The sequence below is a fragment of the Microbacterium sp. C448 genome (assembly GCF_000582705.2).
Classification (GTDB): domain Bacteria; phylum Actinomycetota; class Actinomycetes; order Actinomycetales; family Microbacteriaceae; genus Microbacterium; species Microbacterium lacus_A.
Genome location: NZ_HG779592.1, coordinates 1 through 24340, shown reverse-complemented (window position 1 = coordinate 24340; position 24340 = coordinate 1). Strand labels below are relative to the sequence as shown.

The window sequence follows — 24340 nt, the reverse complement described above, 5'->3', positions numbered from 1 at the left end:
CGACTCGCCTGCGGCTCGCTCAACGACCGGTTCTGGGTAGTCGATCCGACTCGTCCGTGGCTCGCTCAACGCCTCCGGGGATCCTGGCTCGACTCCCGCGATTCCCGACAACCGCTACAGCTTCGATCGTGGAGAGCCCGAAACCCTACTCCCAGCGGTAGCCGGCGCCGCGCACGGTTGCGATGTGCTCCGGGCCGAACTTGCTGCGCAGATACCGCACGTACACGTCGACGACGTTGGAGCCCGGATCGAAGTCGAGCCCCCACACGCGGCTGAGTAGCTGCTCGCGGCTGAGGACCTGGCCCGGGTGCCGCAGGAACTGCTCGGCGAGGGCGAACTCGCGAGCGGACAGGTCGAACTCCCGCCCTCCGGCGCGCGCGCGACGAGTGAGCGGATCAAGGCTGATGTCGCCGTGAACGACGCCGATCGAACCGGTGTTGACGCTCTCGCGCAGCCGGGAGCGTACGCGGGCGAGGAGCTCGTCGAACTTGAAGGGCTTGGCGACGTAGTCGTTGGCCCCGGCATCCAGGCCATCGACAGTGTCGCGGGTGCTGCTGCGGGCCGTCAGCATCACGACCGGTACGTTCGCACCCTGGCCGCGCAGGTGACGGAGGACCTCGAACCCGTCCATGCCGGGGAGTCCGACGTCGAGCAAGACGAGGTCGACATCTCCGCCGAGGGCGAATTCGAGCGCCGAATCACCGCTCTCGACGATCGTCGTCGTGTAGCCGGCCGCCTCGAGCCCGCGACTGACGAATGCGGAAATGCGCGGTTCGTCCTCCGCGATCAGAATGTGCGTCACCCCGTTGCCTCCCTCTGCAACACCACGTCACCGGCGCGAACGGGAGACGGCAGCAGCTCGCTGCGCCCCTGCGTGATCGGCAGAGTGATCGTGAAAGTCGCGCCGCCCCCATCGGTGTCAGTAACGGCGCACGTCCCCAGATGTGCCTTCGCGATCGCATCGACGATCGCCAGGCCCAACCCCGATCCCCCCACTGTACGGTGATCTGCGCGCGCGAAGCGATGAAAGATCCTGCGTCGGGCCGCCGGGGGGATGCCCGGTCCGTGATCCCGCACCCACAGATGCACCGAGTCGATGTCGAGGGTGCTGCCGATTTCGATCGGAGAGCCTTGCGGCGTGTACTTCGTGGCGTTGTCGGCGAGCTGGAGCCAGGCCTGCAGCAGGCGGTCGTAGTCGCCCTCTATGACGCCCCGGGCGATGCCCGCGACGCTCCAGCTATGTCCGGGGAAACCTCCCACGAGGTCACCCATCCGCTCCGTCAGCTCGCGGACATCGACCAGCGAAATTTCGAACTGGTCGCCCTCGGCGGACGAGAGCAGGTCGATGTCCTCGACCAGGCGTGTCATGCGATCGAGCTCGGCAATGCCGATGTCACGGGTGCTCGCGACATCCGCCGGGTTTGCGACATCCATCATCTCGAGGTGTCCGCGCACGATCGTGATCGGTGTCTTGAGCTCGTGGCGCACGTCATCGAGCAGCTGGCGCTGGTTGTCCATCGACCCCTCGAGACGGTCCAGCATCGAGTTGACCGTGCGGCTGAGGTCGGAGATGTCGTCGTTGCCGTCGGCGGGGATGCGCGCTCGCAGGTCGGTCGGCGTGATGGAATCGGCGGTCTCGCGCATGCGGCGGATGGGGGAGAGGATGCGTCCGGCGACGAACCATCCGACGATGCCGATCGCGGCCAGCGTGGCGAGCGCGGCGGCCGTGTACGTCAGGAGCGACAGGGTCACGGGCTCGAGTTCACGCGTGACGTCCACGGCACGGATGTAGACACCGGTCCGGTCGTCGCCCGGCTGGCTGACCGGGACGGCGATGTAGCGCAGATCGGTCGAGCCGATGCTCGCACTGGCGATGACGGCCTGATCGGCAGGCTTCGCGGTCGCCACGGCCTCGGCGACGAAGTCCGGGTCGTCGGCGATCTGCTGGCTGAGGGTGTTTGCGCTCCGGAACGCGATCCTGCCGTCGATGACGGCGATGGATGCTTCGTTTCGGCCGGGGATCAATCGTGAGACGGCGGCGCGCAGGTAGGCCTCGAGGTCGGTGAAGTTGTCGGGGGTGTCCTGCGCGCTCGCGACGGCACCGCTTTCGACCACGACGCGCAGCTCGTCGACCTGGTCGAGCACATCGATCTGCGAGATGAGTCGTTCATCGATGTCGGTGAGGGTGCGATCTCTCTGCGCGAGGAATGTCACCCCACCGACGATGGTGAGGCCCAGAGCCGCGACGGCCAGGATGGCGCCGACGATCAGCGCCCTCGCCGGAATCGGCCGCCGCTCGCGTGTCATGCGCTCATTATCCGGCCCCGCGGCACTCCGGTGTGCACAGGGAAGGAAGCTCTCATCCGGGGTGGGTCATGGAGAGCAGGTCGAGCTTCTCGTCCAGCTGCTCTTCCGTGATCTCGCCGCGCGACACGTAGCCGAGGTCGACGACCGCCTCGCGAACCGTGATGCCCTTCGCGACCGAGTGCTTGGCGATCTTCGCCGCGGCCTCGTATCCGATGAGCTTGTTGAGGGGCGTCACAATCGACGGCGACATTCCGGCGAACGCGGCGGCACGGTCGAGGTTCGCCTCGAGGCCGTCGATCGTCTTGTCCGCCAACACGCGCATCGTGTTCGCGAGAAGCCGGATGGATTCCAGCAGCGCCGTGCCCATGACGGGGATCGCGACGTTGAGCTCGAAAGCACCCGAGGCGCCCGCCCAGGCGATCGTCGCGTCGTTGCCGATGACCCGCGCGCAGACCATGAGTGTCGCCTCCGGGATCACCGGATTGACCTTGCCGGGCATGATCGAGGAGCCGGGCTGCAGATCGGGAATGTGCAGCTCGCCGAGGCCCGTGTTGGGTCCCGAGCCCATCCAGCGCAGGTCGTTGTTGATCTTCGTCAGCGACACCGCGATCGTGCGGAGCGCTCCGGATGCTTCGACCAGGGCATCGCGGTTGGCCTGGGCCTCGAAGTGGTCGACCGCCTCCGTGATCGGCAGACCGGTCTCGGTCACGAGCAGCTCGAGGACCTTCTGCGGGAAGCCGACGGGCGTGTTGATGCCCGTGCCGACAGCGGTGCCGCCGAGGGGAACCTCGGCGACGTGGGGGACGACGGCCTGCACGCGCTCGATCCCGAGACGGATCTGACGGGCGTAGCCACCGAACTCCTGTCCGAGGGTGACCGGCGTGGCGTCCATCAGGTGTGTGCGGCCCGACTTGACCGCACCCTTCCACAGTTCGGCCTTCGCCTCGAGCGCGACGGCGAGGTAGTCGAGCGCCGGGATCAGGTCGTTCAGGAGTTCCTCCGTGACCGCGACGTGCACCGAGGTCGGGAAGACGTCGTTAGAGGACTGCGAGGCGTTCACGTGGTCGTTGGGGTGCACGGGCGAGCCGAGGGCGCGGGTCGCAAGCGTTGCGAGCACCTCGTTCATGTTCATGTTCGTCGACGTGCCGCTGCCCGTCTGGTACACGTCGATGGGGAACTGATCGGCCGCTCCTCCGCCGATGACCTCATCCGCGGCGCCCGCGATGGCGTCGGCGATGGCACCGTCGAGTGTGCCGAGCTGTTTGTTCGCGAGCGCTGCCGCCTTCTTGATGCGCGCGAGAGCGACCAGCTGTGCCGGGTCGAGGCTGTCGCCCGAGATCGGGAAGTTCTCCACCGCGCGCTGCGTCTGCGCGCCGTACAGTGCGGCTGCGGGAACCCGCACCTCACCCATCGTGTCGTGTTCGATGCGGTACTCGATGCCAGCTTCGGTGCCGGCTGCGGTATCAGTCACGTCTTCGTTTCCTCCGGGTCTCAGGCGTCCGCGTCCATCGCGGCGCCCAGCAGGACGTCGGGCACGGCCGTGCCCTCGGCAAGTCGGTAATTCGCGCCCACGATGGCCAAGCGGCCCTCGGCGACGGCTTCGCTGATCAGTTCAGAAGTGCGCAGCAACTCGGTAACAGTGGCCCGCAGGTGCTCGCGTCCCACGGCCTCGGTGTCGATCGTCGCGGGGGTCACACCCTCTGCGGCACCGGCGGCGAGAACGCGGCGCGCGGCGGGAACGATCGGGGCGATCTGGCGCCACACCTGGGCGGGAAGTGCCGGGGCGTCCACGCCCGTGCTGTCGATCGCGGCGCGCACGGCGCCGCACTCGTCATGGGCGAGCACGACGATCAGCGGCACCTCCAGAACGGCGACGGCGTATTCGAGGCTGCCGACGACCGAATCCGAGATGACCTGGCCCGCGTTTCGCACCACGAACAGGTCCCCGAGGCCCTTATCGAAGATGATCTCCGCCGCGAGGCGCGAGTCCGAACAGCCGAACAGCGCGGCGCGGGGCTTTTGCGCGGCTGCGGTCTGGTGGCGGCGTTCGACGTCTTGACGGGGATGCCGAGGCTCGCCGGCAACAAAACGCGCGTTGCCGCGCAGCATCTCGGCCCAGGCGCGTGCGGGCGTCGGGGTATCGCTCATCGACTAGCTCCCTGGAGTTCCTTGACATCTGAAGCCACGATCGTCGCCAGTTCGGCGGCCTGTTCGGGGCTGACGGCGCCGTACAGCAGCACGTAATCGGCGCCCGCTTGTGTTCCGAGCGCATATGAGATGTTCGCAGCGCGACTGGGGTCCGCCGGTTCGAAGACGTCCCACTCGACGCCTTCGATCTGCAGTGTCTCCGTGGGTGCGGTACCGGCGAGGGCGCTGCGTGCCCATAGTTCGTCCGTGTCGAAAGCCTGCGCGAACCGGATGAAGCCCTCATCGTCGGGCACGTAGGCGATCGACCAAGACGATGACCCCCCGTCCGATGACCCGCCGTCCGATGACAACTCGGCGATGTTGACGCGCCAGTCGGACGGAACGGCGGGGACGATGACGCTCCGGCCCAGGCTTTCCGACGCCTGCTCGGCAATCGGAGCCGGGTCGATACTCTCCCGCTCGGGCAGTTCGCCTCGCGGAACGCCGAAGATGACGATGAAGACGACGACGACGGTGACGATGATCGCCGCGATCAGGTTGCGAAACGTCTGGCTCGACCGGTAGACCCGCGACGACTCCGCCTTGCGTGCCGCGGTCTCGTCGGGCGTTTCGGGCCGGCCGAGCTCGGCGACCACACGCTGCGGATTGCGCTCCGGCGTCATCCCGCGTCACCGCCGGCTGCGGGCGCATCGGTGGATGCGGAGGCGGCGTCCAGACGCTGCTTCGCGCCGAGCAGCCAGTCCTCGCACCGGCGGGCGAGCGCTTCGCCGCGCTCCCACAGCCTCAGCGACTCTTCGAGCGTTGCCGAGCCCTGTTCGAGGCGGGCGACGACCTGTTGTAGCTCGTCACGTGCCTGCTCGAAAGAGAGCGCGCTGATATCGGCTCCCTGCTCGGTCATACGTCCATCCTACGGCGCGCGATCACGGCTCTACCTCGCCGAGAGAGGTGGCGGCGAACCGTCCGCGGGCGACGGTCACGCGGGCCTCGGCGCCCTGCGGCGCACTCGCCGCGTCTCGGACGATCTCGCCGGCGACCTCGACGATCGCGTAACCGCGATCGAGGGTGTGCTGCGGGCTCAGCGCGCGGAGCCCGGCGCGCAGCTCGGCCACGTCCGTCGTGCCGCGGGCGAGTGCCCGGGTTGTCGCCGCGCGCCCCCGCGCGAGATGCTGCTCGATCGAGGACGCCCGATCCTGAAGCATCCGTTCGGGTTGCCTGAGCACCGGACGCGAGCGCAGCTGCTCGAGGTGCACGCTCTCATGCTGCAACTTCTGGGCGACGCGAGCGGCCAGGCGACCGCGCACCTGGCGCACGATGGCGAGTTGCTCGGCGACGTCGGGGACGATGCGCTTCGCCGCGTCGGTTGGGGTGGATGCTCGCAAGTCCGCTACCTCGTCGAGCAGCGGTCGATCGGCGTCGTGCCCGATTGCGCTCACGACCGGCGTGCGCGCTTCGGCCACCGCACGCAGCAGGCGCTCGTCGCTGAAACCGAGGAGGTCCTGGAAGTCGCCGCCGCCGCGCGCGATCACGATGACGTCGACCGCCGGATCGTCATCGAGTTTGCGGAGCGCCGCGAGGACGGACGGGACGCACTGGTCGCCCTGCACGGTGGCGTGTTCGACGCGGAAGCTCACGTGCGGCCAGCGCAGTTCGGCGTTTCGCAGCACGTCCTTCTCGGCATCCGAATTCTTCGCCGTGATGAGTCCCACCAGATGGGGCAGGAACGGCAGGCGACGTTTGCGGCCGGGATCGAACAGTCCCTCGGCGCGAAGCTTCGAGCGCAGGCGCTCGAGGTTTTCGAGCAAGTCGCCGAGACCGACGTGCCGGGCGGACGAGACGGTGTACGACAAATCGCCCGACTTGACGCGATATTCGGGTTTGGCGCAGACGACGATGTGATCGCCCGGCTTGATGTCTTTCGGCAGTCGGTCGCGCACGCGCGACCAGATCGTGAGCGAGATGACGGCATCGCCCTCGAGGTCGCGCAGGCGAGCGAAGGTACCGACGTTCCGGACGTTCCACTCGGTCACTTCGCCTTCGATCCAGGGCGAACCGAGCTTCGCGACATAGTCGCGGACGACCGTGCCCAGGGCCGAGACGGAGCACGGATGATCGGGGCTCGAGTCGCGCGGGTGCACCGTTCCGCCCGGAGGGGCGAATGCCGGGCCCGTCCCGCTCAGGGCTGTCGAAGCGCTCGTGCTGAGCGGTGTCGAAGCATCCGTCATCTGGGTCCTCCCGGCCGGGGCGCAGCTAGGCCCCCGTAGAATCGAGGAGTGAGCACCCCCGTCGTCCGCATGCCCCTGCCCCGAGTACCGGGCCGCGCAGGGCGTCTTCAGGATATCCCGGTCAACGGACACAAGAGGGTGCTGCTGGCTGCGCCCCGTGGATACTGCGCGGGTGTGGATAGGGCGGTCATCGCCGTCGAGAAGGCTCTCGAGCGTTTCGGCGCCCCGGTGTACGTGCGCAAGCAGATCGTCCACAACGTCCACGTCGTCACCGAGCTCGAGGCGGCCGGAGCGATCTTCGTCGACGAGGTCGATGAGGTTCCGCCCGGCGCCCACATCGTCTTCAGCGCGCACGGGGTTTCGCCCGCCGTCGTGTCGGCCGCGGCCGACCGCGGACTGCAGGCGATCGACGCCACGTGCCCCCTCGTCACGAAGGTGCACCGCGAGGCCGTGCGCTTCGCCCGCGACGACTTTGAAATCCTGCTGATCGGTCACGAGGGTCACGAAGAGGTCGAGGGCACCGCTGGCGAGGCTCCCGACCACGTGACGCTCGTCGGTTCACCCGAAGAAGCCGACACGATCGAGGTACGTGACCCGTCCAAGGTCGTGTGGCTGTCGCAGACGACCCTGTCGGTCGACGAGACGATGGAAACGGTCCGGCGCCTCCGCACCCGATTCCCGCAACTGCAGGATCCGCCCTCGGACGACATCTGCTACGCCACCCAGAACCGTCAGGTCGCGATCAAGAAGGTCGCGCGCGGCGCAGATCTTGTCATCGTGGTCGGTTCGGCCAACTCCTCCAACAGCGTTCGCCTTGTCGAGGTCGCCCTCGAATACGGCGCGAAGGCCGCGTATCGCGTCGACTATGCCGACGAGATGCGTCAGGAATGGTTCGACGGTGTGGAGACCGTCGGCGTCACGAGCGGAGCATCCGTTCCCGAAGTCCTCGTAGACCAGGTGCTCGCCGACCTGGCGACCGCCGGCTACCGCGATGTCGAGCAGGTGAAGACGGCCGAAGAAGACCTGATCTTCTCGCTCCCCAAGGAGCTCCGCCACGATTCGTCGGGCCAGCGCGACGAGCGCGCGCTCGGCGGCCGGGGGACCACCGCGTGACGGGCGCAGCGCCCGACCGGCCGGCACGCCCCGAATACGGCGAGTACGCCACGCCCGAAGAGCAGCGGGCGCGTATCCAGCAGCCGGATGCCACGCATGCGCTGTCGTCCGGTCAGTCGCTGGACGCCCCGGCGGCGCCTGTTCCGCCCGCTCCGCCGTACGGTTCGGCATCGACGACACCCCCGGCGCTGCAGCCGGGCGCTCCCGCGCCCGTGGTGCCGGAGGCATCCGGTCCCGCGCGTCCCGTTCGACGCCCGCGCACGGTCGATCGCATCGCCACGTTCGCGCTGCTCGGCTACGGGCTCTTCAACGTTCTGACGTCCATCCCGGCCTTCACCGAGTACTCCACCTACGCGAACACGCTGCTGGACATCATGGGTGTCGACGCAGAATTCAGCGGCGGGGGTCGCGGATGGGGTCTCGCCGCCGCGTTCGTGCTCGGGCTCGGGTGGCTCCTGACCGCCACGCTGACGTGGTTGAACCTGCGACGCGGGCGCATCACCTGGTGGATTCCCCTCGTCGGAGGGGTCGTTTTCACCCTCACCGCGAGCGTGCTGCTGATGGTGCCGCTGTTCAGCGATCCGACGATCTGGAACGCGCTGGTCGGTTCGGTCGGCTGATCCGCTCGAGCCGCCTCGGCGCCTCGATGTCCCACTTTCCGGGGTGTGTGTCCCAATTTCTCTCGGCAAGGGGGCGGCATACAGCGCAATAGTGGGACATGGCTCGGAGGCGTGTCCCAGTTTGGCTCGGTTTGAGGGCGCCGTATTGCTGAAAAGTGGGACATGCGGTGGATTGGTTTCCTTACGATGGGCGGATGCCTCGCGTGCTTGCCGTCTGCGTCGTCCATCAGCTGCGACCCGAAGCGGGCACCGCGGGCGTGACCGCTATCGACAAGCGCCCGGTCGCGCGCGGCGCGAAGGTCGGCCCCTACGGCGTCCGCGGCGACGTGCAGGCCAACCGCAAGCACCACGGCGGACTCGACAAGGCCGTCTACGCGTACGCCCAAGAGGACGCGGCGTACTGGGAGCGTGAGCTCGGCCGCGAGCTGCCGCCCGGCTGGTTCGGTGAAAATCTGCGGGTCGAGGGCCTCGACGTCAATACGGCGCGCATCGGTGAGCGCTGGCGCATCGGAGACACGCTGGTGCTCGAAGTGACGATGCCACGCACGCCGTGCCAGACCTTCGCCCGCTGGCTCGGCGGATCTGACGAGCGCGGATGGGTCAAACGTTTCTCCGGGGAGCGCCGCCTCGGGCCGTACCTTCGTGTCGTGCGTTCGGGTGTTGTGCGGCCGGGCGATGAGATCGAGGTGGTCGCAGCGCCGGAGGGCGCGCCGGGACTGCTCGACGGGTACCGCGCACCGGCCTGAGCGGTCGGGGTCGACGATTCGACGGGGCGGGACTAGAGGCCGAACGCCGCGGCGCGGTCGACGACTCGCTGCGCGCGAGCGATGGCCGGCGCATACGATCCGTCCGCCGATTCGACGGGTGTCTGCGCGAGCAGGTCGAGCGCTTCACGGATCGCCTGAGGGGAGGGCGAGAGGCCCTCGTCGATGACCGCGGCATGCTCGTCACGCAGCAGGAGCTTGCCTGTCATACCCATGTCGGAGGCGTGGCGCGCTGCGGCGAGGACGGCGGCTGGGTCTCCCGCGGTGGGCCCGTCGATCGGCGCGGGAATGCCCGCGGCCGCGCTCGCGACGACGAGCCGTGCGCGTGGCCACGACAGCACGAGCTGGTCGTCCGCCATACCGGTGTCGCGGCGGAAGTCGCCGGTGCCGAAAGCCAGGCGGAACGTCGACGGGTGGGCGGCGATCGACGAGCAACGCTCGAGCCCCACGGCTGATTCGATGAGCGCCACGATGCGTGTGCCTCTGGGAAGCAGGGCGGCGGTCGCGTCGATCTGCGTTGCCGATTCGGTCACGGCGAGCATGACACCCGCGAGGCCGGGCGCGGCCGCCGCCATCGCCAGATCGGCTTCCCAATGCTCGGTACCGTGCGCGTTGATGCGCACCCACGCGGGGGAGTGGTCGAGGAACGCCGCCGCGGCATCGCGCCCCTCGTCTTTGCGCGATACGGGAAGGCCGTCCTCCAGGTCGATCACGAGCGCATCGCAGGCGGTGATGTCGAGCACTCCGAGAGGTGAGCGCAGCATCCACGAGCGGGCGAGGTCTGCGGGCACTCTCAGGCGCGGGGAGGGGTGCGATGCGGTGCCGATCATGTCGTCCTGTCTCATCGTCGAAAGGGGCGGGCGTGCCCCGACACGGCGGCGACGCACGTTAGATCATGCTGCGTCGAGGACCGGGCCGGAGGTTCTGGTCATTTCGGTCGCGGACGTCGTGGAACGACGGATGCCCCGGCCCCGATCCTCGTGAGGAGTCGGCCCCGAGGCATCCGGTCGTTCAGATGCGGGGGATCAGCCCTGCGACTTGCCCGCGGAACCGAGCTGCTGCGTTGCCTCGACAACACGCGCGGCCATGCCGGACTCGGCGACCTTGCCCCAGGCACGGGGGTCGTAGGCCTTTTTGTTTCCGACCTCGCCGTCGATCTTGAGGACGCCGTCGTAGTTGCTGAACATGAAGCCCGCGACCGAGCGCGTGAACGCGTACTGGGTGTCGGTGTCGATGTTCATCTTGATCACGCCGTTCGAGACCGCGAGGGCGATTTCTTCCGACGTCGAGCCCGATCCGCCGTGGAAGACGAGGTCGAGGGGCTTGGGTCCGGTGCCGAACTTGGCGGCGATGCCGGCCTGGATCTCGCCGAGCAGCTCGGGACGGAGCTTGACGTTGCCGGGCTTGTAGACGCCGTGCACGTTGCCGAAGGTGAGGGCGGCGATGTAGCGGCCGTTCTCGCCGAGGCCGAGGGCCTCGACGGCCTTGGTCACATCGGCGACGGTCGTGTACAGGGCCTCGTTGGACCCCTCGTGCTGGACGCCGTCTTCTTCGCCGCCGACAACACCGATCTCGACCTCGAGGATCGCGTTGATGTTCTTCATGCGGGGGAGGAGTTCTGCCGCGATCTCGATGTTCTCGTCGAGCGGCACGGCCGATCCGTCCCACATGTGCGACTGGAAGATCGGGTTGCGTCCGGCCTTGACTTCTTCTTCGGAGGCCTCGATGAGCGGGAGCACGAAGCCGGGGAGGGCTTCCTTCGGGCAGTGGTCGGTGTGCAGGGCGACCGTGATCGGGTAGCTCTTCGCCACCTCGTGGACGAAACGGGCGAACGCGAGCGCACCCGTGGCGCGGGCCTTGACGGTCTGGCCGGCGAAGTAGTCGGCGCCGCCCGTGGTGACCTGAAGGATGCCGTCGGACCCTGCTTCGGTCAGGCCCTGCAGGACGGAGTTGATCGTCTGCGAACTCGAGACATTGATGGCGGGATAGGCGAAGCCTCCAGCCTTGGCTCGATCCAGCATGTCGGCGTACTGCTCGGGGGTGGCGACGGGCATCGAGGTGCTCCTTAGGAATCGGGAGGGTGCGGCTCTCACAGATCGGGAGGGTGCGTATTCACTCTAGCGAAGCCCGCCTCTCGACCCCGGAGACGGCGCCATGGATCGGTTGGTGCAGCGCCCCCGGACGGACGCGATCAACGAGCGCTCGCCTGCGCGGCTTGCGCGACGGTAAAGAAGCGCGATTCCTTCGCGCGGGAGGCCAGGAAAGCCCGGCGAATTCCGGGACCCCGTCGTTAGGCTGGCGACATGGTCAGCATCACCGGCGACATGAGCCCCCTTCATCCCGATCGAAATCTCGCCCTCGAACTCGTTCGCGCGACGGAGGCGGCCTCCATTCGAGCGGTGCCGTTTATCGGCCGCGGGGACAAACTCGCCGCGGACGCCGCTGCCGTTGACGCGATGCGAGCCTTCTTCACGACGGTGAACTTCGACGGCGTCATCGTGATCGGCGAGGGTGAGAAAGACGAAGCGCCCATGCTGTTCAACGGCGAGAAGGTCGGCAACGGGCGCGGCCCGCAATGCGACGTAGCCGTCGATCCGATCGACGGGACGTCGCTGACGGCGGCCGGGCGGCAGAACGCGCTCTCGGTCATCGCGGTGTCGGACCGCGGCACGATGCTCGACGCATCGTCGGTGTTCTATATGGACAAGCTGGTGACGGGGCCCGCGGGCGTGGGTGTGGTCGACATCCGACTGCCGATCGGTGAGAACATCCGCCTGCTCTCGAAAGCGTTGGGCAAGCCCATCGACGAGATGGTGGTGTCGGTGCTGAACCGGCCCCGACACGAACAGCTCATCGCGGACATCCGTGCGGCCGGCGCCGGAACACGCCTGATGTCCGACGGCGATGTCGCGGGCGGGATCAACGCGGCGCGTCACAATGCCCGCACCGACATGTGTGTCGGTGTTGGCGGCAGCCCGGAGGGCATCGTGACGGCATGTGCTATCAAGGCGCTCGGCGGACACATCCAGGGTCGGTTGTGGCCGCGCGATGACGTTGAAAAGCAGAAGGGCGCGGATGCCGGGCTCAAGACGGACGGATACGTCTATGAGGCCGACGAGCTGGTCACGGGAGACAACACGATCTTCGTGGCGACCGGCGTCACCGACGGTCAATTGGTGGCGGGTGTGCGGCGCGAGGGCGACTTCATCTACAGCGAGAGTGTCGTTCTGCGCGGCCGTTCCGGAACCCTTCGGCGCATCACTTCGGAGCACCTCACGTCCAAGTGGCTGTGACCCTCAGCCGCACGTGGCTGTGACCCTCAGCCGCACGCGGCTGTGACCCTCAGCCGCACGCGGCTATGACCGAGACGGCTCGCGTGGTCCGCGGTGCCAGCCCGTTCTCGGATCGGTCTGGCAGAATAGGGCGTGCCAGTCAGCGTTGACGGTGGTCCATCCACAGCACACACGGGACGGTTTTGCATGACTGCACAGGGTTTCACGGCAGTTCAGGGCTCCCCAGCGGCGCCCAATTCGACGGCAGTTCCCGGCTCAGCACCGGGTTTTGCGTCGACCGCTGCTCACCCGCAGACCGGTGCCCAGGCCGTCGTCGCCGATGCGATCGACCCCGCCCGTCGCCAGGACGTGTTGCTGCGCGTACGTCGAGAAGAGGGCCACGAGGTCAGCGCTTGGTGGCTCGTCGGCGCATTCGTCGTCATTTCGGGCACCGTTGTCGCCCTCATGAGCCTCATTCCTGGCGGGGGATCGTAAGCCGATCTCGCAACTCTCCGACGTCGGCGACTGCGACCGGCGTGTGGGTGCCGGTGTCTTCGCTGTCGTCTACGGAGCGATCGGCGGCATCCGATTCGTCGTCTTCGACAGAATCCAGCAGTTCTGCCGCGGTCAATGACCGGGGCGTCGTGGTGATCGAGGTCGCCTCGGGTAGCAGCCGGGTGTCGTCAATGCCCGGGAACTGACGCGCGGTCGCCAGCACGCGCGTCTCGAGCGAACCCGCGAAGCGGTTGTAGCTCTCGACCGTGCGCTCGATCGCGCGACGGAGCGAGTCGGCATGCCCGGCGAGGGCGCCGAGCCGCTGGTACAGGGTCGATCCGAGCTCGAACAGCCGCTTGGCCTCGGCCGAGACATCCTGTTGCGTCCACGAGAATGCGACCGTCTTGAGCACGGCCCAGAGATTCACCGGGGACGCCAGCGCGACCCGTCGGGAGAAGGCGTAGTCGAGCAGGGTCGGGTCTTCGTCGAGCGCGGTGGCGAGCAGCGATTCGTTCGGGATGAAACAGATCACGAACTCCGGGCTCGACTCGACACCCGTCCAATACGCCTTCTTCGCGAGGGCGTCCACGTGTGCACGAACGGCTCGTACATGCCGCTGCAGGAGGGCCTGGCGACGCTCGGCCTGCTCGCCGGTCGCGGTGGCGGGGATCGCGGATGCCTCGAGGTACGCATCGAGCGGAACCTTCGCGTCGACGGGCACCGACGCGCCGCCGGGCAGTCGGATGACCATGTCCGGCCGGCCGGTTCCGGCATCCGTCGTCACCGAGGTCTGGATCGTGAAGTCGACGTGACGCGTGAGTCCGGCCGCCTCGACCACGCGGCGAAGCGCCGTCTCGCCCCAGACGCCCCGTGTGCCGTTCGAGCGCAGGGCGCCGGCGAGCGACTCGGTGGTGCGCCGCAGCTGCTCGTCGGACTCCAAGGATTGACGCAGCTGAGCCGAGATGGCCCCGTACTGAGCGCCGCGCTCTCGTTCGAGGTCGACGACCTGCCGCTGCATCCGATCGAGCGACTCCTGCACGGGCGCGAGGGCGCGCAACACGGCCTGGTCGCGCCGCTCTCGTTCGGCCCGCTCGGCATCGGCGCCGCGCTGAAGCTGGAGCTGCTCGCGCAACCCCGCGACGAGGGACTCGGCTCCGGTCGTGCGGGCGCGGAGTGCGGCCATGTCGGTCTGCGCACGAGCACCCCGCGCGAGCCAGCCGACGAGAGCGCCGACGACGAGCGCCGCGAGCAGTCCGAGAAGGATCAAGATGTCCATGCGCCCATGGTCGCAGGGGGGTGCGACATCGCCCGGAGCGCCGCGCGCCTCGTGCTCGCGGATCGGACGAACCCGTCAGGCGACGGCCTCAGGCGACGGCGGCCTCGAGCGCCATCGGGGCGAAGGTCGGGCCAGCCGAGACGGGCGCCGGCGCCGATGGCTCGAGCCGACCCACCTTGATGCCCGCGAGTTCGGCCAGGTGCGAGACATCCGTCACTCCGTGCCGTCGCGCGGTGTCGATGACGATGTGCGCGCACGCTTCGGCGTCCGCCGTCGCGTTGTGGTGTGCGAAGTCGGCAAACCCGGCTTCAGCCGCGGCCACCGGCAGCCGGTACGAGTCGAGCACGTACGACTTGCGGGCGAGCTGCAGCGTGCAGAGGTAACGGTAGGGCGGGCAGTCGTCGCCCGTGGCGGCGCAGGCTCGGCGCAGCACGTTCATGTCGAACCCGGCGTTGTGAGCGACGAGCACGTCGGCGCCGGCGAATGCGCAGAGGGCGTCGAGTTGGTGCGTCCACTCGGCCGCGCCCGCAACATCCTCGACCCGGATGCCGTGGATGCGCGTGTTGAACGGATTGAACTCGTCGTGGCCCGCGGGTGGGCGGATCAACCACCCGGCCTTCGCGACCACCCGGCCGGCGCGGACCCGGACCAAACCGACGGCGCACGCGGACGCGGGGCTGGAATTCGCCGTCTCGAAGTCGATGGCGGTGAAATCCAGGGGCACGACCCCACCCTCGCGCGGCCGGAGCCGCGGGAGGCGGAGGCGCGCCGGGGTCGGCGAGGAGGCCCGGCGTGTCGCGCGATCTGGCTTGACGTGGCTGATGGGTTTCGGCGTAAATCTGAAAGGAATATTGAGCGCGATAGGCCGCCTGAGGGTCGATACGGCTACCGCGGCAGGCGATATTCCTTTCAGATTTACCGCCGACCCCGGCGAGTCCGGCGGGGGTCGCGCTTCGGACGCCCGACGTAGGCTCGGCGCATGAGCGATCGCGAGCAGATGTCGACGTCGTTCGGGCGTGCCGCCGCAATATACGAGGCAGGTCGCCCCGAGTACCCCGCGGCGGCGGTCGAGTGGTTGCTCGAGCCCGTCGTCGCTCGTTCCCCGCTGCGCGTCGCCGACGTGGGTGCAGGCACGGGCAAGCTCACGCGCGCCGTGCTCGCGGGAGGGGCCGAGGTGGTCGCCGTCGACCCCGACCCCGCGATGCTCGACCAGCTGCGCGCCGGGCTCCCCGACGTGCGGACCGTCGAGGGACAGGCGGAACGGATGCCTCTGCCCGACGCATCCGTCGACGCGGTCGTTCTGGGCCAGGCCTGGCATTGGGTCGATCCCGACGCCGGGTCGCGCGAGATCGGGCGCGTGCTCGCGCCCGGCGGCGTACTCGGGCTGGTGTGGAACATCCGCGACGAGAACGTGCCGTGGGTGGCGCGCCTGACCGAGATCATGCACGGCAGCAACGCCGAGCAGCTCATCGCGGACGGGGGCCCGCGCGTGGCCGAGCCGTTCGAGACCCTCGAGCGCCGCGAGTGGACGTGGACGCGGCGGATGTCTCCCCAGGCCGTGCTCGATATGGTCCGCTCACGCAGCTACGTCATCACGGCAGAGCCCGAGGACCGTGCGCGCATCGAGCGCGAGGTGGCCGATCATGTGGCGCAGCATCCGTCCCCCGAAGCCGACGGCTCGATCGACATGCCGTACGTGACGCACGCCTTCCGGGCCGTCATACGCGGCTGAGCGCACGGGCCCGGAGGATTCGTCCGGCCCGCCGCCGTAGACTCGATGCCCGTGGCTCTCACTATCGGCATCGTCGGCCTGCCCAACGTCGGCAAGTCCACCCTCTTCAACGCACTGACCCAGAACGACGTGCTCGCGGCGAACTATCCGTTCGCGACGATCGAGCCGAACGTCGGGGTCGTGAACCTGCCCGACCCGCGTCTGACGAAGCTCGCCGAGATCTTCGGTAGCGAGCGGATCCTGCCCGCGACGGTCTCGTTCGTTGACATCGCCGGTATCGTCCGCGGTGCGAGCGAAGGGGAGGGTTTGGGCAACCAGTTCCTCGCGAACATCCGTGAGGCGGATGCGATCGCACAGGTCGTCCGCGGATTCACCGACGACGATGTCGTGCACGTCGAGGGCGCGGTCAACCCGAAGAACGACCTCGAGACGATCAACGCCGAGCTGATGCTGGCCGACCTGCAGACCCTCGAGAAGGCGATTCCGCGTCTCGAGAAAGAGGTCAAGGGCAAGAAGGCCGACCCCTCGGTGCTCGAGGCGGCAATCGCGGCGAAGGATGCCCTCGAGCGCGGCGTGTTGCTGAGCCACTCGGGCCTCGACCTCGCGGCGATCAAAGAGCTCGGCCTGATGACATCCAAGCCCTACATCTACGTCTTCAACGTCGACGAAGCGGTGCTGACGGATGCCGCACGGCTCGCCGAGCTCGCCGCCCTGGTAGCGCCTGCCCGTGCCGTGTTCCTCGACGCGAAGATCGAGTCCGAGCTGATCGGCCTCGACCCCGAGGACGCCGCCGAGCTGCTGGCATCTACGGGTCAGGACGAGTCGGGCATCGACCAGCTCGCGCGCATCGGCTTCGACACGCTCGGCCTGCAGACGTACCTGACAGCGGGTCCGAAGGAGTCGCGCGCCTGGACGATCGGCAAGGGCTGGAAGGCACCGCAGGCCGCCGGCGTCATCCACACGGACTTCGAGAAGGGCTTCATCAAGGCCGAGGTCATCTCGTTCGATGACCTGGTTGCGACGGGGTCGGTGCTCGAGGCCCGTGCGAAGGGCAAGGCGCGGCTCGAGGGCAAGGACTACGTCATGCAGGACGGCGACGTCGTGGAGTTCCGCTTCAACAACTGACCAAGACAGCGGAGCTGACGATGAAATCCGTCGCCATATTCGCTACCCTAATCGCGGTGGCATGCCACCGATTGCACTTCCACGTGAAGAGTCACGTGAATCATTGCGGAGAGGCCTGATCACATCAGGACATGTCCGAATGGGGTGCGGCGCGAAGATGCGCCGACTTCATTCTGCCGATGCCAGGCATCGGCCGACGAGAGGACATGACATGTCGTCGAAGGACGAAAAAAACCTGAAGAACGTGATGGACAAGATCGCGAGCGTGGAAGAGCCGCGGCGATCGGTGATGCAACGCGTGCACAGCATCATCGTGACCGCAGCCCCCGACCTGAAGCCGCGGATCTGGTACGGGATGCCCGCCTACGCGACGTCGGCCAGCGCGCCCGCGCTTGTGACGCTTCGCAACGACGAGCGGTTGAATCTCGCCCTGACGGAGAAGGTGCCCTTTCGCGCCGCAGGCGGCCACGACGGGAATTTGATGCCGGCGGCGTGGTACTTCGAGGACGTTGACGAGGCCACGGAGAAGCGCATCGTCGAGATCGTCCGTTCGGTCGCCGACTGAGCGTGGACAAGAATCGCCTCGGCTCGCTCTGAGCGGCTCGCGCGTCGGGCGGGTGGCAACCGGTGATGTGACCCCCCCCCGTCGCGCGCCGTCACGCGGTAGCCTGCGACATGGGAAACGTCGAGCGACGGTCATCCGCGTACGAAGCCGGGCGCCGGTTGCGCAAGCGTCTGCCGCGGCGAGAATTGGCCAAGCTGGTCCTTCCCGCCGACCGGGATCCCTTCGCGATTCTCGAAGAACAGCACGCGTCGAGGCTGAAGGATCTCGTGCCGGTGCGGGTGGGACGGATGCTGCAATCGCCGTTCGCGTTCTACCGGGGTACGGCGGCGGTCATGGCGGCGGACCTGCGCAGTGCGCCCACCACCGATCTCGAGGTCGTCTCCTGCGGCGACGCGCACATCTCGAACTTCGGTTTTTTTGCCTCGCCCGAGCGCGCTCTCGTCTTCGACCTCAACGACTTCGACGAGGGCGGCGTCGCGCCCTGGGAATGGGACGTGCGCCGGCTCACCGCGAGCGTGCACGTCGGCGGTCGCGACATCGGCTTGAGCGAGGACGCATGCCGCGCCGCGGCCTTCGCGGCGGCCGATGCATACCGCTCGACGTTGCGGGACTACTGCCGCCTGTCGACGCGGGAGCGCTACTACACCCGGGTCGATATGTCTTCGGTCGCGCGTCACTTCGGGGAGGAAGGCGAGCAGACGGTCCGCAAAGCGGCGAAGAAGGCCCGCGCCCGCACGTCGGAGCGGCTCCTGCAGCGCCTGACGACGATCTCGATCGACGGCGGCATCCGCATCGTCGATCAACCTCCCGTCCTGCGCCACGTCGACCACGCGACCCTGGGCGAGGTCACCGACCTGTTCACCCAATACCGCGCGACCTTGCGCGAAGACATCGCTTTCCTGCTGGAGCAGTACCGTGTGGTCGACTTCGCCCTGCGGGTCGTCGGTGTTGGCAGCGTCGGCACACGCTGCTACCTGATCGCCGTCGAGGGTCCCACCGGCGACATCCTGTTCCTTCAGGCCAAGGAGGCCCCGCCGTCGGTCCTGTCGACGTATGGGGGTCGGCGGTCGCTCATCCCGGGTCGCCCGAGCTTGACGGACTTCATCGAGGGTCACCGCGTCGTCGCCGCCCAGCGGATCCTGCAGGCGAACTCCGACCTGTTCGTCGGATGGATGCGCGGCTGGGCCGGTGACGCCGCGGACCGCTATCGGGTGGACTACTACTGGCGGCAGTTCCGCGACATGAAGGGTCGATCGACCCGGCCACGCTCAACGCCGATCAATTCCGCTCATACAGCGCGCTGTGCGCGGCACTCCTGGCTCGGGCGCACGGGCAGTCGCCCGCCTCGGCCGCGATCGTGGGCTACCTCGGCCGATCAGACGAGTTCGCCGAGGCGACGGCGGCATGGTCGGCCGCCTACGCCGATGTCGCCGAGGCCGACTTCGAGCTGCTGCGTCAAGCGGTTGCATCCGGACGCCTCCCGGCCGAGACCGGCGTCTGAGCCGGGAGGGCCGGAGCGGTCCGCTTCGCCAACGGAACCGTCTGATTACACGATTCCCGGACTACGGTGGAACCCACCCCCGCGAACCGCGCCATCGAAGGAGATCGACATGGCCAAAATCGACATGGCCAAGACCAACAACGCCAAGCTCGACACAACCAAGGTCAAAGAGGTTCTCGCCCAAGGTGTCAAGGTCGTCGCAGAGGTCAAGGCGGTCTCGGCAGGCGCCAAGGTGGGCCTCGCCGTCGTGGGCGTCCTGCAGGTGGTGTTCGCGTTCCTGGCGTTCTGGGACCTCGCCCGGCGGGACGCGGACGAGGTCGTCGGCCCCAAGCCGGTGTGGATTCCGGTGATCCTGGTCAACTGGATCGGCCCCGCCGCGTACTACCTCTTCGGCATCCGTCACCAGCGCTGACGCGGACAAACGACGGAGACTCGGGCCACCCAGCTGGCGGTTCGTCGTCGCGCTCGGCGATACCCTGGGTAGCTGGAAACAGAGGAGCCACGACGATGACCGAGATCCAGATCTTCGAACCCGACGGACGCGCGATTCCCTTCGCCGCCGAAGGAGAGGGCCCGGCCCTCGTGCTGGTCGCCGATCGCGGGTCGGACATTGACGCACTCGGCTCGCTCGCTCACTCGGTGGCGCAGGAGGACTTCCGCGTCGTCCGGATCGGCCTCAGCGATTCAGCGGAGAAGACGGATGCCGTGGGTGGCACGGCTCGTGATCTCGCCCAGGACGTCGTCGACGTCATGGACCACCTCGGTATTGAGGACGCCTGGGTCGGCGGTCACGCGTTCGGCGGTTCCGTCGCGCGTCGGGTTTCGCTCGACCACCACGCTCGGGTGAACGGGGTCCTGCTGCTCGGCGTCGAGGCGGCGGATGTCGCGCCGCCGCTGGCCGACGGACTGCCTGTTCTCGTCGTTCAGGGCACCGAGGATGATGTGACGCCCCCGGCCAACGGCGAGGCGTTGCAGGCGTCCGCTCCGGGTCTCGTGAGTGTCGTCCCGATCGAGGGCGGCGGACACCTGTTCCCCACCACTCACGTCGGCGCGACCTCGTGGGCCATCGAGGACTACCTCGACTGGGACTAGACCGGCCCAACCAGGCCGCGGTCAGGCCTCGTCTGCCCGCGCTAACCATTCCGCCAGGTGCGTCGCCGTCGCGCCGTCGCCCCGCGCGAGGTCCCGGGGTGTGCCGGTCGCGACAACCGTCCCGCCCGCATCGCCGCCGCCCGGTCCCATGTCGATGACCCAGTCGCTCGCGGTGATCGCCGACTGGTCGTGTTCGACGAGCACGACCGAGTTACCCGCATCCACCAGCTGCTGCAGCTGATCGAGCAGCAGCTCGACGTCGGCCGGGTGCAAACCGGAGGTCGGCTCGTCGAGCAAGTAGAGAGCGTGGCCGCGGTGCGCGCGCTGCAGCTCGGTCGCGAGCTTGATGCGTTGCGCCTCGCCACCGCTGAGCTCGGTCGCGGGCTGACCGAGGCGCAGATAGCCCAGGCCGACCTGGCGGAGCATCTCGAGGCTGCGCGAGGCGGGCGCTGAGTCGGAGAAGAACTCCGCGGCATCCGCCACGGTCATGCCCAGAACATCCGCGATCGACCTATCGCGATACGTCACCTCGAGCGTCTCGGCGTTGTAGCGCGCGCCGTGGCAGGTGTGGCAGGGCGCGTATGTGCCGGGCAGGAACATCAGCTCGACCGAGACGAAACCCTCGCCCTGACACGTCTCGCACCGCCCACCCGCGACGTTGAACGAGAATCGGCCCGCGCTGTAGCCACGCGATCGGGCCTCGTCCGTCGCGGCGAAGATCTTGCGGACGACATCGAACATGCCCGTGTATGTCGCGAGGTTCGATCGCGGGGTCCGTCCGATCGGGCGTTGGTCGACGACCACCAGCCGATCGAATGCCTCGGCACCCGAGACCGCCTCGATGTCGACATCGAACGTGGAATCGTCGGGATCCTCTGGCTCCGATCCGAGGCGATCGCGCACCACCTGGGCGAGCACCTGCGTCACGAGCGTGGACTTACCCGAACCCGAGACGCCTGTGACGGCGGTCATGACTCCGAGGGGGATGTCGGCGGATGCGTCGCGCAGATTGTGGCGGGTGACGCCACGCAGATGCAGCCAGCCGTGCGGTGTGCGGGGCGTGCGCTCCTCCGGCGACGCCGCCCGGAACAGGTAGCGACCGGTGACGGATGCCTCGACCTCACGGAGTCCCTCGACCGGGCCGGAGTAGACGACGTGTCCGCCGGCCTCGCCTGGCGCGGGTCCGATGTCGACCACCCAGTCGGCGCGCCGGATGACGTCGAGGTCGTGTTCGACGACGAAGAGCGAGTTTCCGGAGTCCTTGAGTCGCTCCAAGACCCGCAGCAGCGGCTGCGCGTCGGCGGGGTGCAGACCCGCGGACGGCTCGTCAAGCACATAGACCACGCCGAAGAGCCCGGAGCGCAACTGCGTCGCGATCCGCAGCCGCTGTGCCTCGCCGGGCGAGAGCGTGGTGGAGTTGCGGCCGAGGCTCAGGTACCCGAGACCGAGGTCGAGCAGTACCTCGACGCGCGAGATGACATCGGTCGCGATGCGATCCGCGGCTTCGCCATCGCCCGCGGATGCTGCGGCATCCGCTCCCTCTCGCAGCTCTGTCGCGAGCTCGGCGAACGGAATCGCGTTCATCTCGCCGATCGAGTGCCCGTTGAATGTCACCGCTCGCGCGTCGGGACGCAGCCCGCTGCCCCCACATTCCGGGCACGGCATACTGCGGACGAAGCGCATCGCCTTCTCACGCATCCGCTCGCTCTGCGACTGCCCGAGCACGTGCATGACGTGCGCCCGCGCGCTCCAGAACTTGCCGTAGTAGCCGTGGTCGACGCGGCCCTCTTCGGGTTCGATCAAGACGGATGGCTGTTCGTCGGTGTACAGCAGCCAATCGCGATCCTTGCGCGGCAGCTTGCGCCACGGCTTGTGGATGTCGATGTCCAGCCCCCGCACGATGCTGCGCAGGTTCGCGCCCTGCCAGGCCCCGGGCCAGGCGGCGATCGCGCCGTCGCGGATGCTGAGGGTGTCGTCGGGAACCAAGAGTTCTTCCGTGACGTCGTGCACCGTTCCCAGGCCGTGGCAGCGGGGACACGCGCCCGACGCCGTGTTCGGTGAGAACGCCTCGGCGGAGAGGTGCGACGCCCCGGCGGGGTACGTTCCCGCCCGGGAGTAGAGCATGCGGACCAGGTTGGACAGCGTGGTGATCGTACCGACCGTGGAGCGCGAGCTCGGCGCGCCCCGGCGCTGCTGCAGGGCGACGGCGGGCGGGAGTCCAGAGATCTCGTCCACGTCCGGGGCGCCGACCTGGTTGAGCAACCGGCGAGCGTAAGGGGCGACGGATTCGAAGTAGCGCCGCTGAGCCTCGGCATACAGCGTGCCGAACGCCAGCGAGGACTTGCCCGAACCCGAGACGCCGGTGAAGACCACCATGCAATCGCGGGGGATGTCGATCTCGACATTCTTCAAATTGTGCTCGCGCGCGCCGCGCACCCGCACCCAGCCGTCCAGATCGTCCCGTGTCATGTCCTCGACGGTACGCGGGTGCGCTCACCGGCGCTGGGGGTTGCGTCATGGGCGTAAAGCGCACAGCCCGGGGAATACCACGGCCGGACGCCTCGTTGCCGGTCAGGTCGGGTCGCACATCGTGGCCCGACTTCTTGTCGAAGGGCTCCATCCGTGAATTTGTTCTCCCCGCTGACCGTCGGTGACCTGACTCTTCCCAACCGTGTCGTCATGGCGCCGCTCACGCGGACGCGATCCGGCGCCGAAGGCGTACCGGGAGCTCTCGTCGCCGAGCACTACGCGCAGCGAGCGGGACTCGGAATGATCATCACCGAGGGTGTGTACCCGACCGCGGAGTCGCGCGCATACCCGGGCCAGCCCGGAATCGTCACCGACGAGCAGGTCGCGGGGTGGCGCGCCGTCGCCGATGCCGTGCACGCCGAGGGCGGCGTGATCGTAATGCAGGTCATGCACGGTGGCCGCGTCTCGCACACCGACATCACAGGGACCCCGCGCATCGTCGCACCCAGCGCGATCGCTATCGCCGGGGATGTGCGCACACCGCTGGGCAAGAAGCCGTACCCCGTGCCGCACGCGCTGACGATTGACGAACTCGCGCAGGTTCGGGATGAGATCGTCGCCGCCGCGGTTCGGGCGATTGACGCAGGGATGGATGGCGTCGAGGTGCACGGCGCCAACGGCTACCTGCTGCACGAGTTCCTCTCGCCGGCGTCGAACCAGCGCACAGACGCATACGGCGGGTCGCCCGAGGCGCGCGCGAAGTTCGTCGTCGAGGTGACGAGTGCGATCGCGGATGCCGTCGGCGCGGGACGGGTAGGCATCCGACTGTCGCCAGCCCACAACATCCAGGACGCATTCGAGACGGATGCCGACGATGTGAAGGCCACGTATGAGGCCGTTGTGGCGGGTCTCGCGCCGCTCGGCCTGGCATACCTGAGTGTTCTTCACGCAGAGCCTGCCGGTGACCTCGTGCAGGCGCTGCGCGGGGACTTCGGCGGCACCTTCATCGCCAACAGTGGCTTCGGCAAGCTCACGACGAAGGACGAGGCGATCGACTTCGTTGCGAACGGATCGGCCGATGCGGTCGCCGTCGGACGGTTGGCCATCGCGAACCCCGACCTCGTCGAGCGGTGGCAGGGTGGTCACCCCGAGAACGAGCCGAACCCGGCGACGTTCTACGGCCTGGGCGCCGAGGGCTACACGGACTACCCGCGCCTGTCCGCGTAAGGGCAACTCGTGGGGTGCTGCCCGTGACGGGGTGCCCCATCGGAATGCGAAAATCAATCCATGACCGCAACTCTCGTCGCGCGCGGACTCGCCGGCGGATACGGCCACCGCACGCTCTTCGACAATCTCGACCTCACCGTCGCCCCGGGTGATGTGGTCGGTGTCGTCGGAGCGAACGGCGCCGGCAAATCCACCCTCCTGCGGTTGCTCGCGGGAATCGACGAGCCGCAGGCCGGTACGGTCTCGCTGGCACCAGCCGACGCTTTCGTCGGCTGGCTGCCGCAGGAGCACGAGCGGGTCGAGGGCGAGACGATAGCCGAGTACATCGGCCGCCGCACGGGGTGCGCGCAGGCGACGGCGGCGATGGATGCCGCGGCATCCGCTCTAGGTGCGCGGGTCAGAATCGGGTGGC

24 protein-coding genes and 1 pseudogene are annotated in these 24340 nt (G+C 68.2%); 13 read left to right on the top strand and 12 right to left on the bottom strand.

Annotation, left to right across the window (positions count from 1 at the left end; all coding sequences use genetic code 11):
* Positions 1 to 145 precede the first annotated feature (145 nt).
* Genes MIC448_RS01085 through xseA form a run of 7 tightly spaced genes read right to left on the bottom strand, consistent with a single transcriptional unit; the run spans position 146 to position 6677 of the window.
* Positions 146 to 802, bottom strand: coding sequence for a response regulator transcription factor (locus tag MIC448_RS01085; protein ID WP_036294715.1), 657 nt, complete (start codon positions 800 to 802; stop codon positions 146 to 148).
* Positions 799 to 2307 carry a cell wall metabolism sensor histidine kinase WalK gene (locus tag MIC448_RS01080; protein ID WP_036294712.1) on the bottom strand — a complete coding sequence of 503 codons (1509 nt, stop codon included), beginning with the start codon at positions 2305 to 2307 and terminating at the stop codon, positions 799 to 801. Before MIC448_RS01080 ends, MIC448_RS01085 begins: the two co-directional genes overlap by 4 nt.
* 52 nt (positions 2308 to 2359) lie before the next feature.
* Positions 2360 to 3778, bottom strand: a complete 1419-nt coding sequence (locus tag MIC448_RS01075) for an aspartate ammonia-lyase (RefSeq protein WP_081766099.1) — start codon at positions 3776 to 3778, stop codon at positions 2360 to 2362.
* Between the two features lie 20 nt (positions 3779 to 3798).
* Positions 3799 to 4455 carry a carbonic anhydrase gene (locus MIC448_RS01070; RefSeq protein ID WP_036294710.1) on the bottom strand — a complete coding sequence of 219 codons (657 nt, stop codon included), beginning with the start codon at positions 4453 to 4455 and terminating at the stop codon, positions 3799 to 3801.
* The gene (locus MIC448_RS01065) at positions 4452 to 5117 is read right to left on the bottom strand and encodes a DUF4245 family protein (protein ID WP_036294709.1); all 666 of its coding nucleotides are present in this window, start codon (positions 5115 to 5117) and stop codon (positions 4452 to 4454) included. Before MIC448_RS01065 ends, MIC448_RS01070 begins: the two co-directional genes overlap by 4 nt.
* Positions 5114 to 5353 (bottom strand): exodeoxyribonuclease VII small subunit, encoded by a 240-nt coding sequence (locus MIC448_RS01060; RefSeq protein WP_036294707.1) that lies wholly within the window; start codon positions 5351 to 5353, stop codon positions 5114 to 5116. The genes MIC448_RS01065 and MIC448_RS01060 overlap by 4 nt, the downstream gene beginning before the upstream one ends.
* 22 nt (positions 5354 to 5375) lie before the next feature.
* Complete coding sequence (gene xseA, locus MIC448_RS01055) at positions 5376 to 6677, bottom strand: exodeoxyribonuclease VII large subunit (protein WP_081766098.1); 1302 nt, start codon at positions 6675 to 6677, stop codon at positions 5376 to 5378.
* A gap of 69 nt (positions 6678 to 6746) precedes the next feature.
* Here xseA and MIC448_RS01050 point away from each other — a divergent pair, with 69 nt between their 5' ends.
* From MIC448_RS01050 to MIC448_RS01040, 3 genes are all read left to right on the top strand, one after another.
* Positions 6747 to 7790 (top strand): 4-hydroxy-3-methylbut-2-enyl diphosphate reductase, encoded by a 1044-nt coding sequence (locus MIC448_RS01050; protein ID WP_051512868.1) that lies wholly within the window; start codon positions 6747 to 6749, stop codon positions 7788 to 7790.
* The gene (locus tag MIC448_RS01045; RefSeq protein WP_036294703.1) at positions 7787 to 8410 is read left to right on the top strand and encodes a DUF6264 family protein; all 624 of its coding nucleotides are present in this window, start codon (positions 7787 to 7789) and stop codon (positions 8408 to 8410) included. The genes MIC448_RS01050 and MIC448_RS01045 overlap by 4 nt, the downstream gene beginning before the upstream one ends.
* Positions 8411 to 8604: 194 nt before the next feature.
* Positions 8605 to 9156, top strand: coding sequence for an MOSC domain-containing protein (locus MIC448_RS01040; RefSeq protein ID WP_036294701.1), 552 nt, complete (start codon positions 8605 to 8607; stop codon positions 9154 to 9156).
* 32 nt (positions 9157 to 9188) lie between these two features.
* Here the strand turns inward: MIC448_RS01040 and MIC448_RS01035 are convergent, their stop codons facing one another.
* Both MIC448_RS01035 and fbaA read right to left on the bottom strand, forming a co-directional pair.
* A complete protein-coding gene (locus MIC448_RS01035; RefSeq protein ID WP_051512866.1) occupies positions 9189 to 10004 on the bottom strand; it encodes a CoA ester lyase in 816 nt (271 codons plus the stop codon).
* Between the two features lie 195 nt (positions 10005 to 10199).
* The gene (fbaA, locus tag MIC448_RS01030) at positions 10200 to 11228 is read right to left on the bottom strand and encodes a class II fructose-bisphosphate aldolase (protein WP_036294699.1); all 1029 of its coding nucleotides are present in this window, start codon (positions 11226 to 11228) and stop codon (positions 10200 to 10202) included.
* A gap of 249 nt (positions 11229 to 11477) precedes the next feature.
* On the opposite strand from fbaA, the gene glpX reads away from it, so the two are divergent.
* Complete coding sequence (glpX, locus tag MIC448_RS01025) at positions 11478 to 12467, top strand: class II fructose-bisphosphatase (RefSeq protein WP_036294698.1); 990 nt, start codon at positions 11478 to 11480, stop codon at positions 12465 to 12467.
* A 186-nt stretch (positions 12468 to 12653) separates the two neighbouring features.
* Positions 12654 to 12941, top strand: a complete 288-nt coding sequence (locus MIC448_RS01020) for a hypothetical protein (protein WP_081766097.1) — start codon at positions 12654 to 12656, stop codon at positions 12939 to 12941.
* Here the strand turns inward: MIC448_RS01020 and MIC448_RS01015 are convergent.
* Complete coding sequence (locus tag MIC448_RS01015; protein ID WP_036294696.1) at positions 12919 to 14217, bottom strand: DNA recombination protein RmuC; 1299 nt, start codon at positions 14215 to 14217, stop codon at positions 12919 to 12921. The genes MIC448_RS01020 and MIC448_RS01015 overlap by 23 nt on opposite strands.
* Before the next feature lie 88 nt (positions 14218 to 14305).
* Positions 14306 to 14941, bottom strand: a complete 636-nt coding sequence (locus tag MIC448_RS01010) for a 3'-5' exonuclease (protein WP_036294694.1) — start codon at positions 14939 to 14941, stop codon at positions 14306 to 14308.
* A 255-nt stretch (positions 14942 to 15196) separates the two neighbouring features.
* Here MIC448_RS01010 and MIC448_RS01005 point away from each other — a divergent pair, with 255 nt between their 5' ends.
* The 6 genes and pseudogenes from MIC448_RS01005 (at position 15197) to MIC448_RS00985 (ending at position 20232) form a co-directional block, all read left to right on the top strand.
* Positions 15197 to 15949: a class I SAM-dependent methyltransferase gene (locus MIC448_RS01005; RefSeq protein WP_036294692.1), complete on the top strand. Its 753-nt coding sequence runs from the start codon at positions 15197 to 15199 to the stop codon at positions 15947 to 15949.
* Positions 15950 to 16000: 51 nt separating this feature from the next.
* Positions 16001 to 17074, top strand: a complete 1074-nt coding sequence (ychF, locus tag MIC448_RS01000; RefSeq protein WP_036294718.1) for a redox-regulated ATPase YchF — start codon at positions 16001 to 16003, stop codon at positions 17072 to 17074.
* Positions 17075 to 17285: 211 nt separating this feature from the next.
* Positions 17286 to 17639: a DUF1801 domain-containing protein gene (locus MIC448_RS00995; RefSeq protein WP_036294690.1), complete on the top strand. Its 354-nt coding sequence runs from the start codon at positions 17286 to 17288 to the stop codon at positions 17637 to 17639.
* A 110-nt stretch (positions 17640 to 17749) separates the two neighbouring features.
* Positions 17750 to 19140 (top strand): annotated as a pseudogene (locus tag MIC448_RS00990) (DUF2252 domain-containing protein).
* On the top strand, positions 19064 to 19552 hold the full coding sequence (locus tag MIC448_RS16635; protein WP_081766096.1) for a PLD nuclease N-terminal domain-containing protein: 489 nt from the start codon (positions 19064 to 19066) through the stop codon (positions 19550 to 19552). Before MIC448_RS00990 ends, MIC448_RS16635 begins: the two are co-directional and overlap by 77 nt.
* 95 nt (positions 19553 to 19647) lie before the next feature.
* Entirely contained in the window at positions 19648 to 20232 is a 585-nt protein-coding gene (locus MIC448_RS00985; RefSeq protein WP_036294687.1) for an alpha/beta fold hydrolase, read from the top strand.
* 21 nt (positions 20233 to 20253) lie between these two features.
* Here the strand turns inward: MIC448_RS00985 and uvrA are convergent, their stop codons facing one another.
* A complete protein-coding gene (gene uvrA / locus MIC448_RS00980) occupies positions 20254 to 22701 on the bottom strand; it encodes an excinuclease ABC subunit UvrA (RefSeq protein ID WP_036294685.1) in 2448 nt (815 codons plus the stop codon).
* 153 nt (positions 22702 to 22854) lie between these two features.
* Here uvrA and MIC448_RS00975 point away from each other — a divergent pair, with 153 nt between their 5' ends.
* Both MIC448_RS00975 and MIC448_RS00970 read left to right on the top strand, forming a co-directional pair.
* A complete protein-coding gene (locus MIC448_RS00975) occupies positions 22855 to 23928 on the top strand; it encodes an alkene reductase (protein ID WP_036294684.1) in 1074 nt (357 codons plus the stop codon).
* A 60-nt stretch (positions 23929 to 23988) separates the two neighbouring features.
* Positions 23989 to 24340 (top strand): ATP-binding cassette domain-containing protein (locus tag MIC448_RS00970; protein WP_036294682.1); only part of this gene is annotated, 352 nt, incomplete at its 3' end.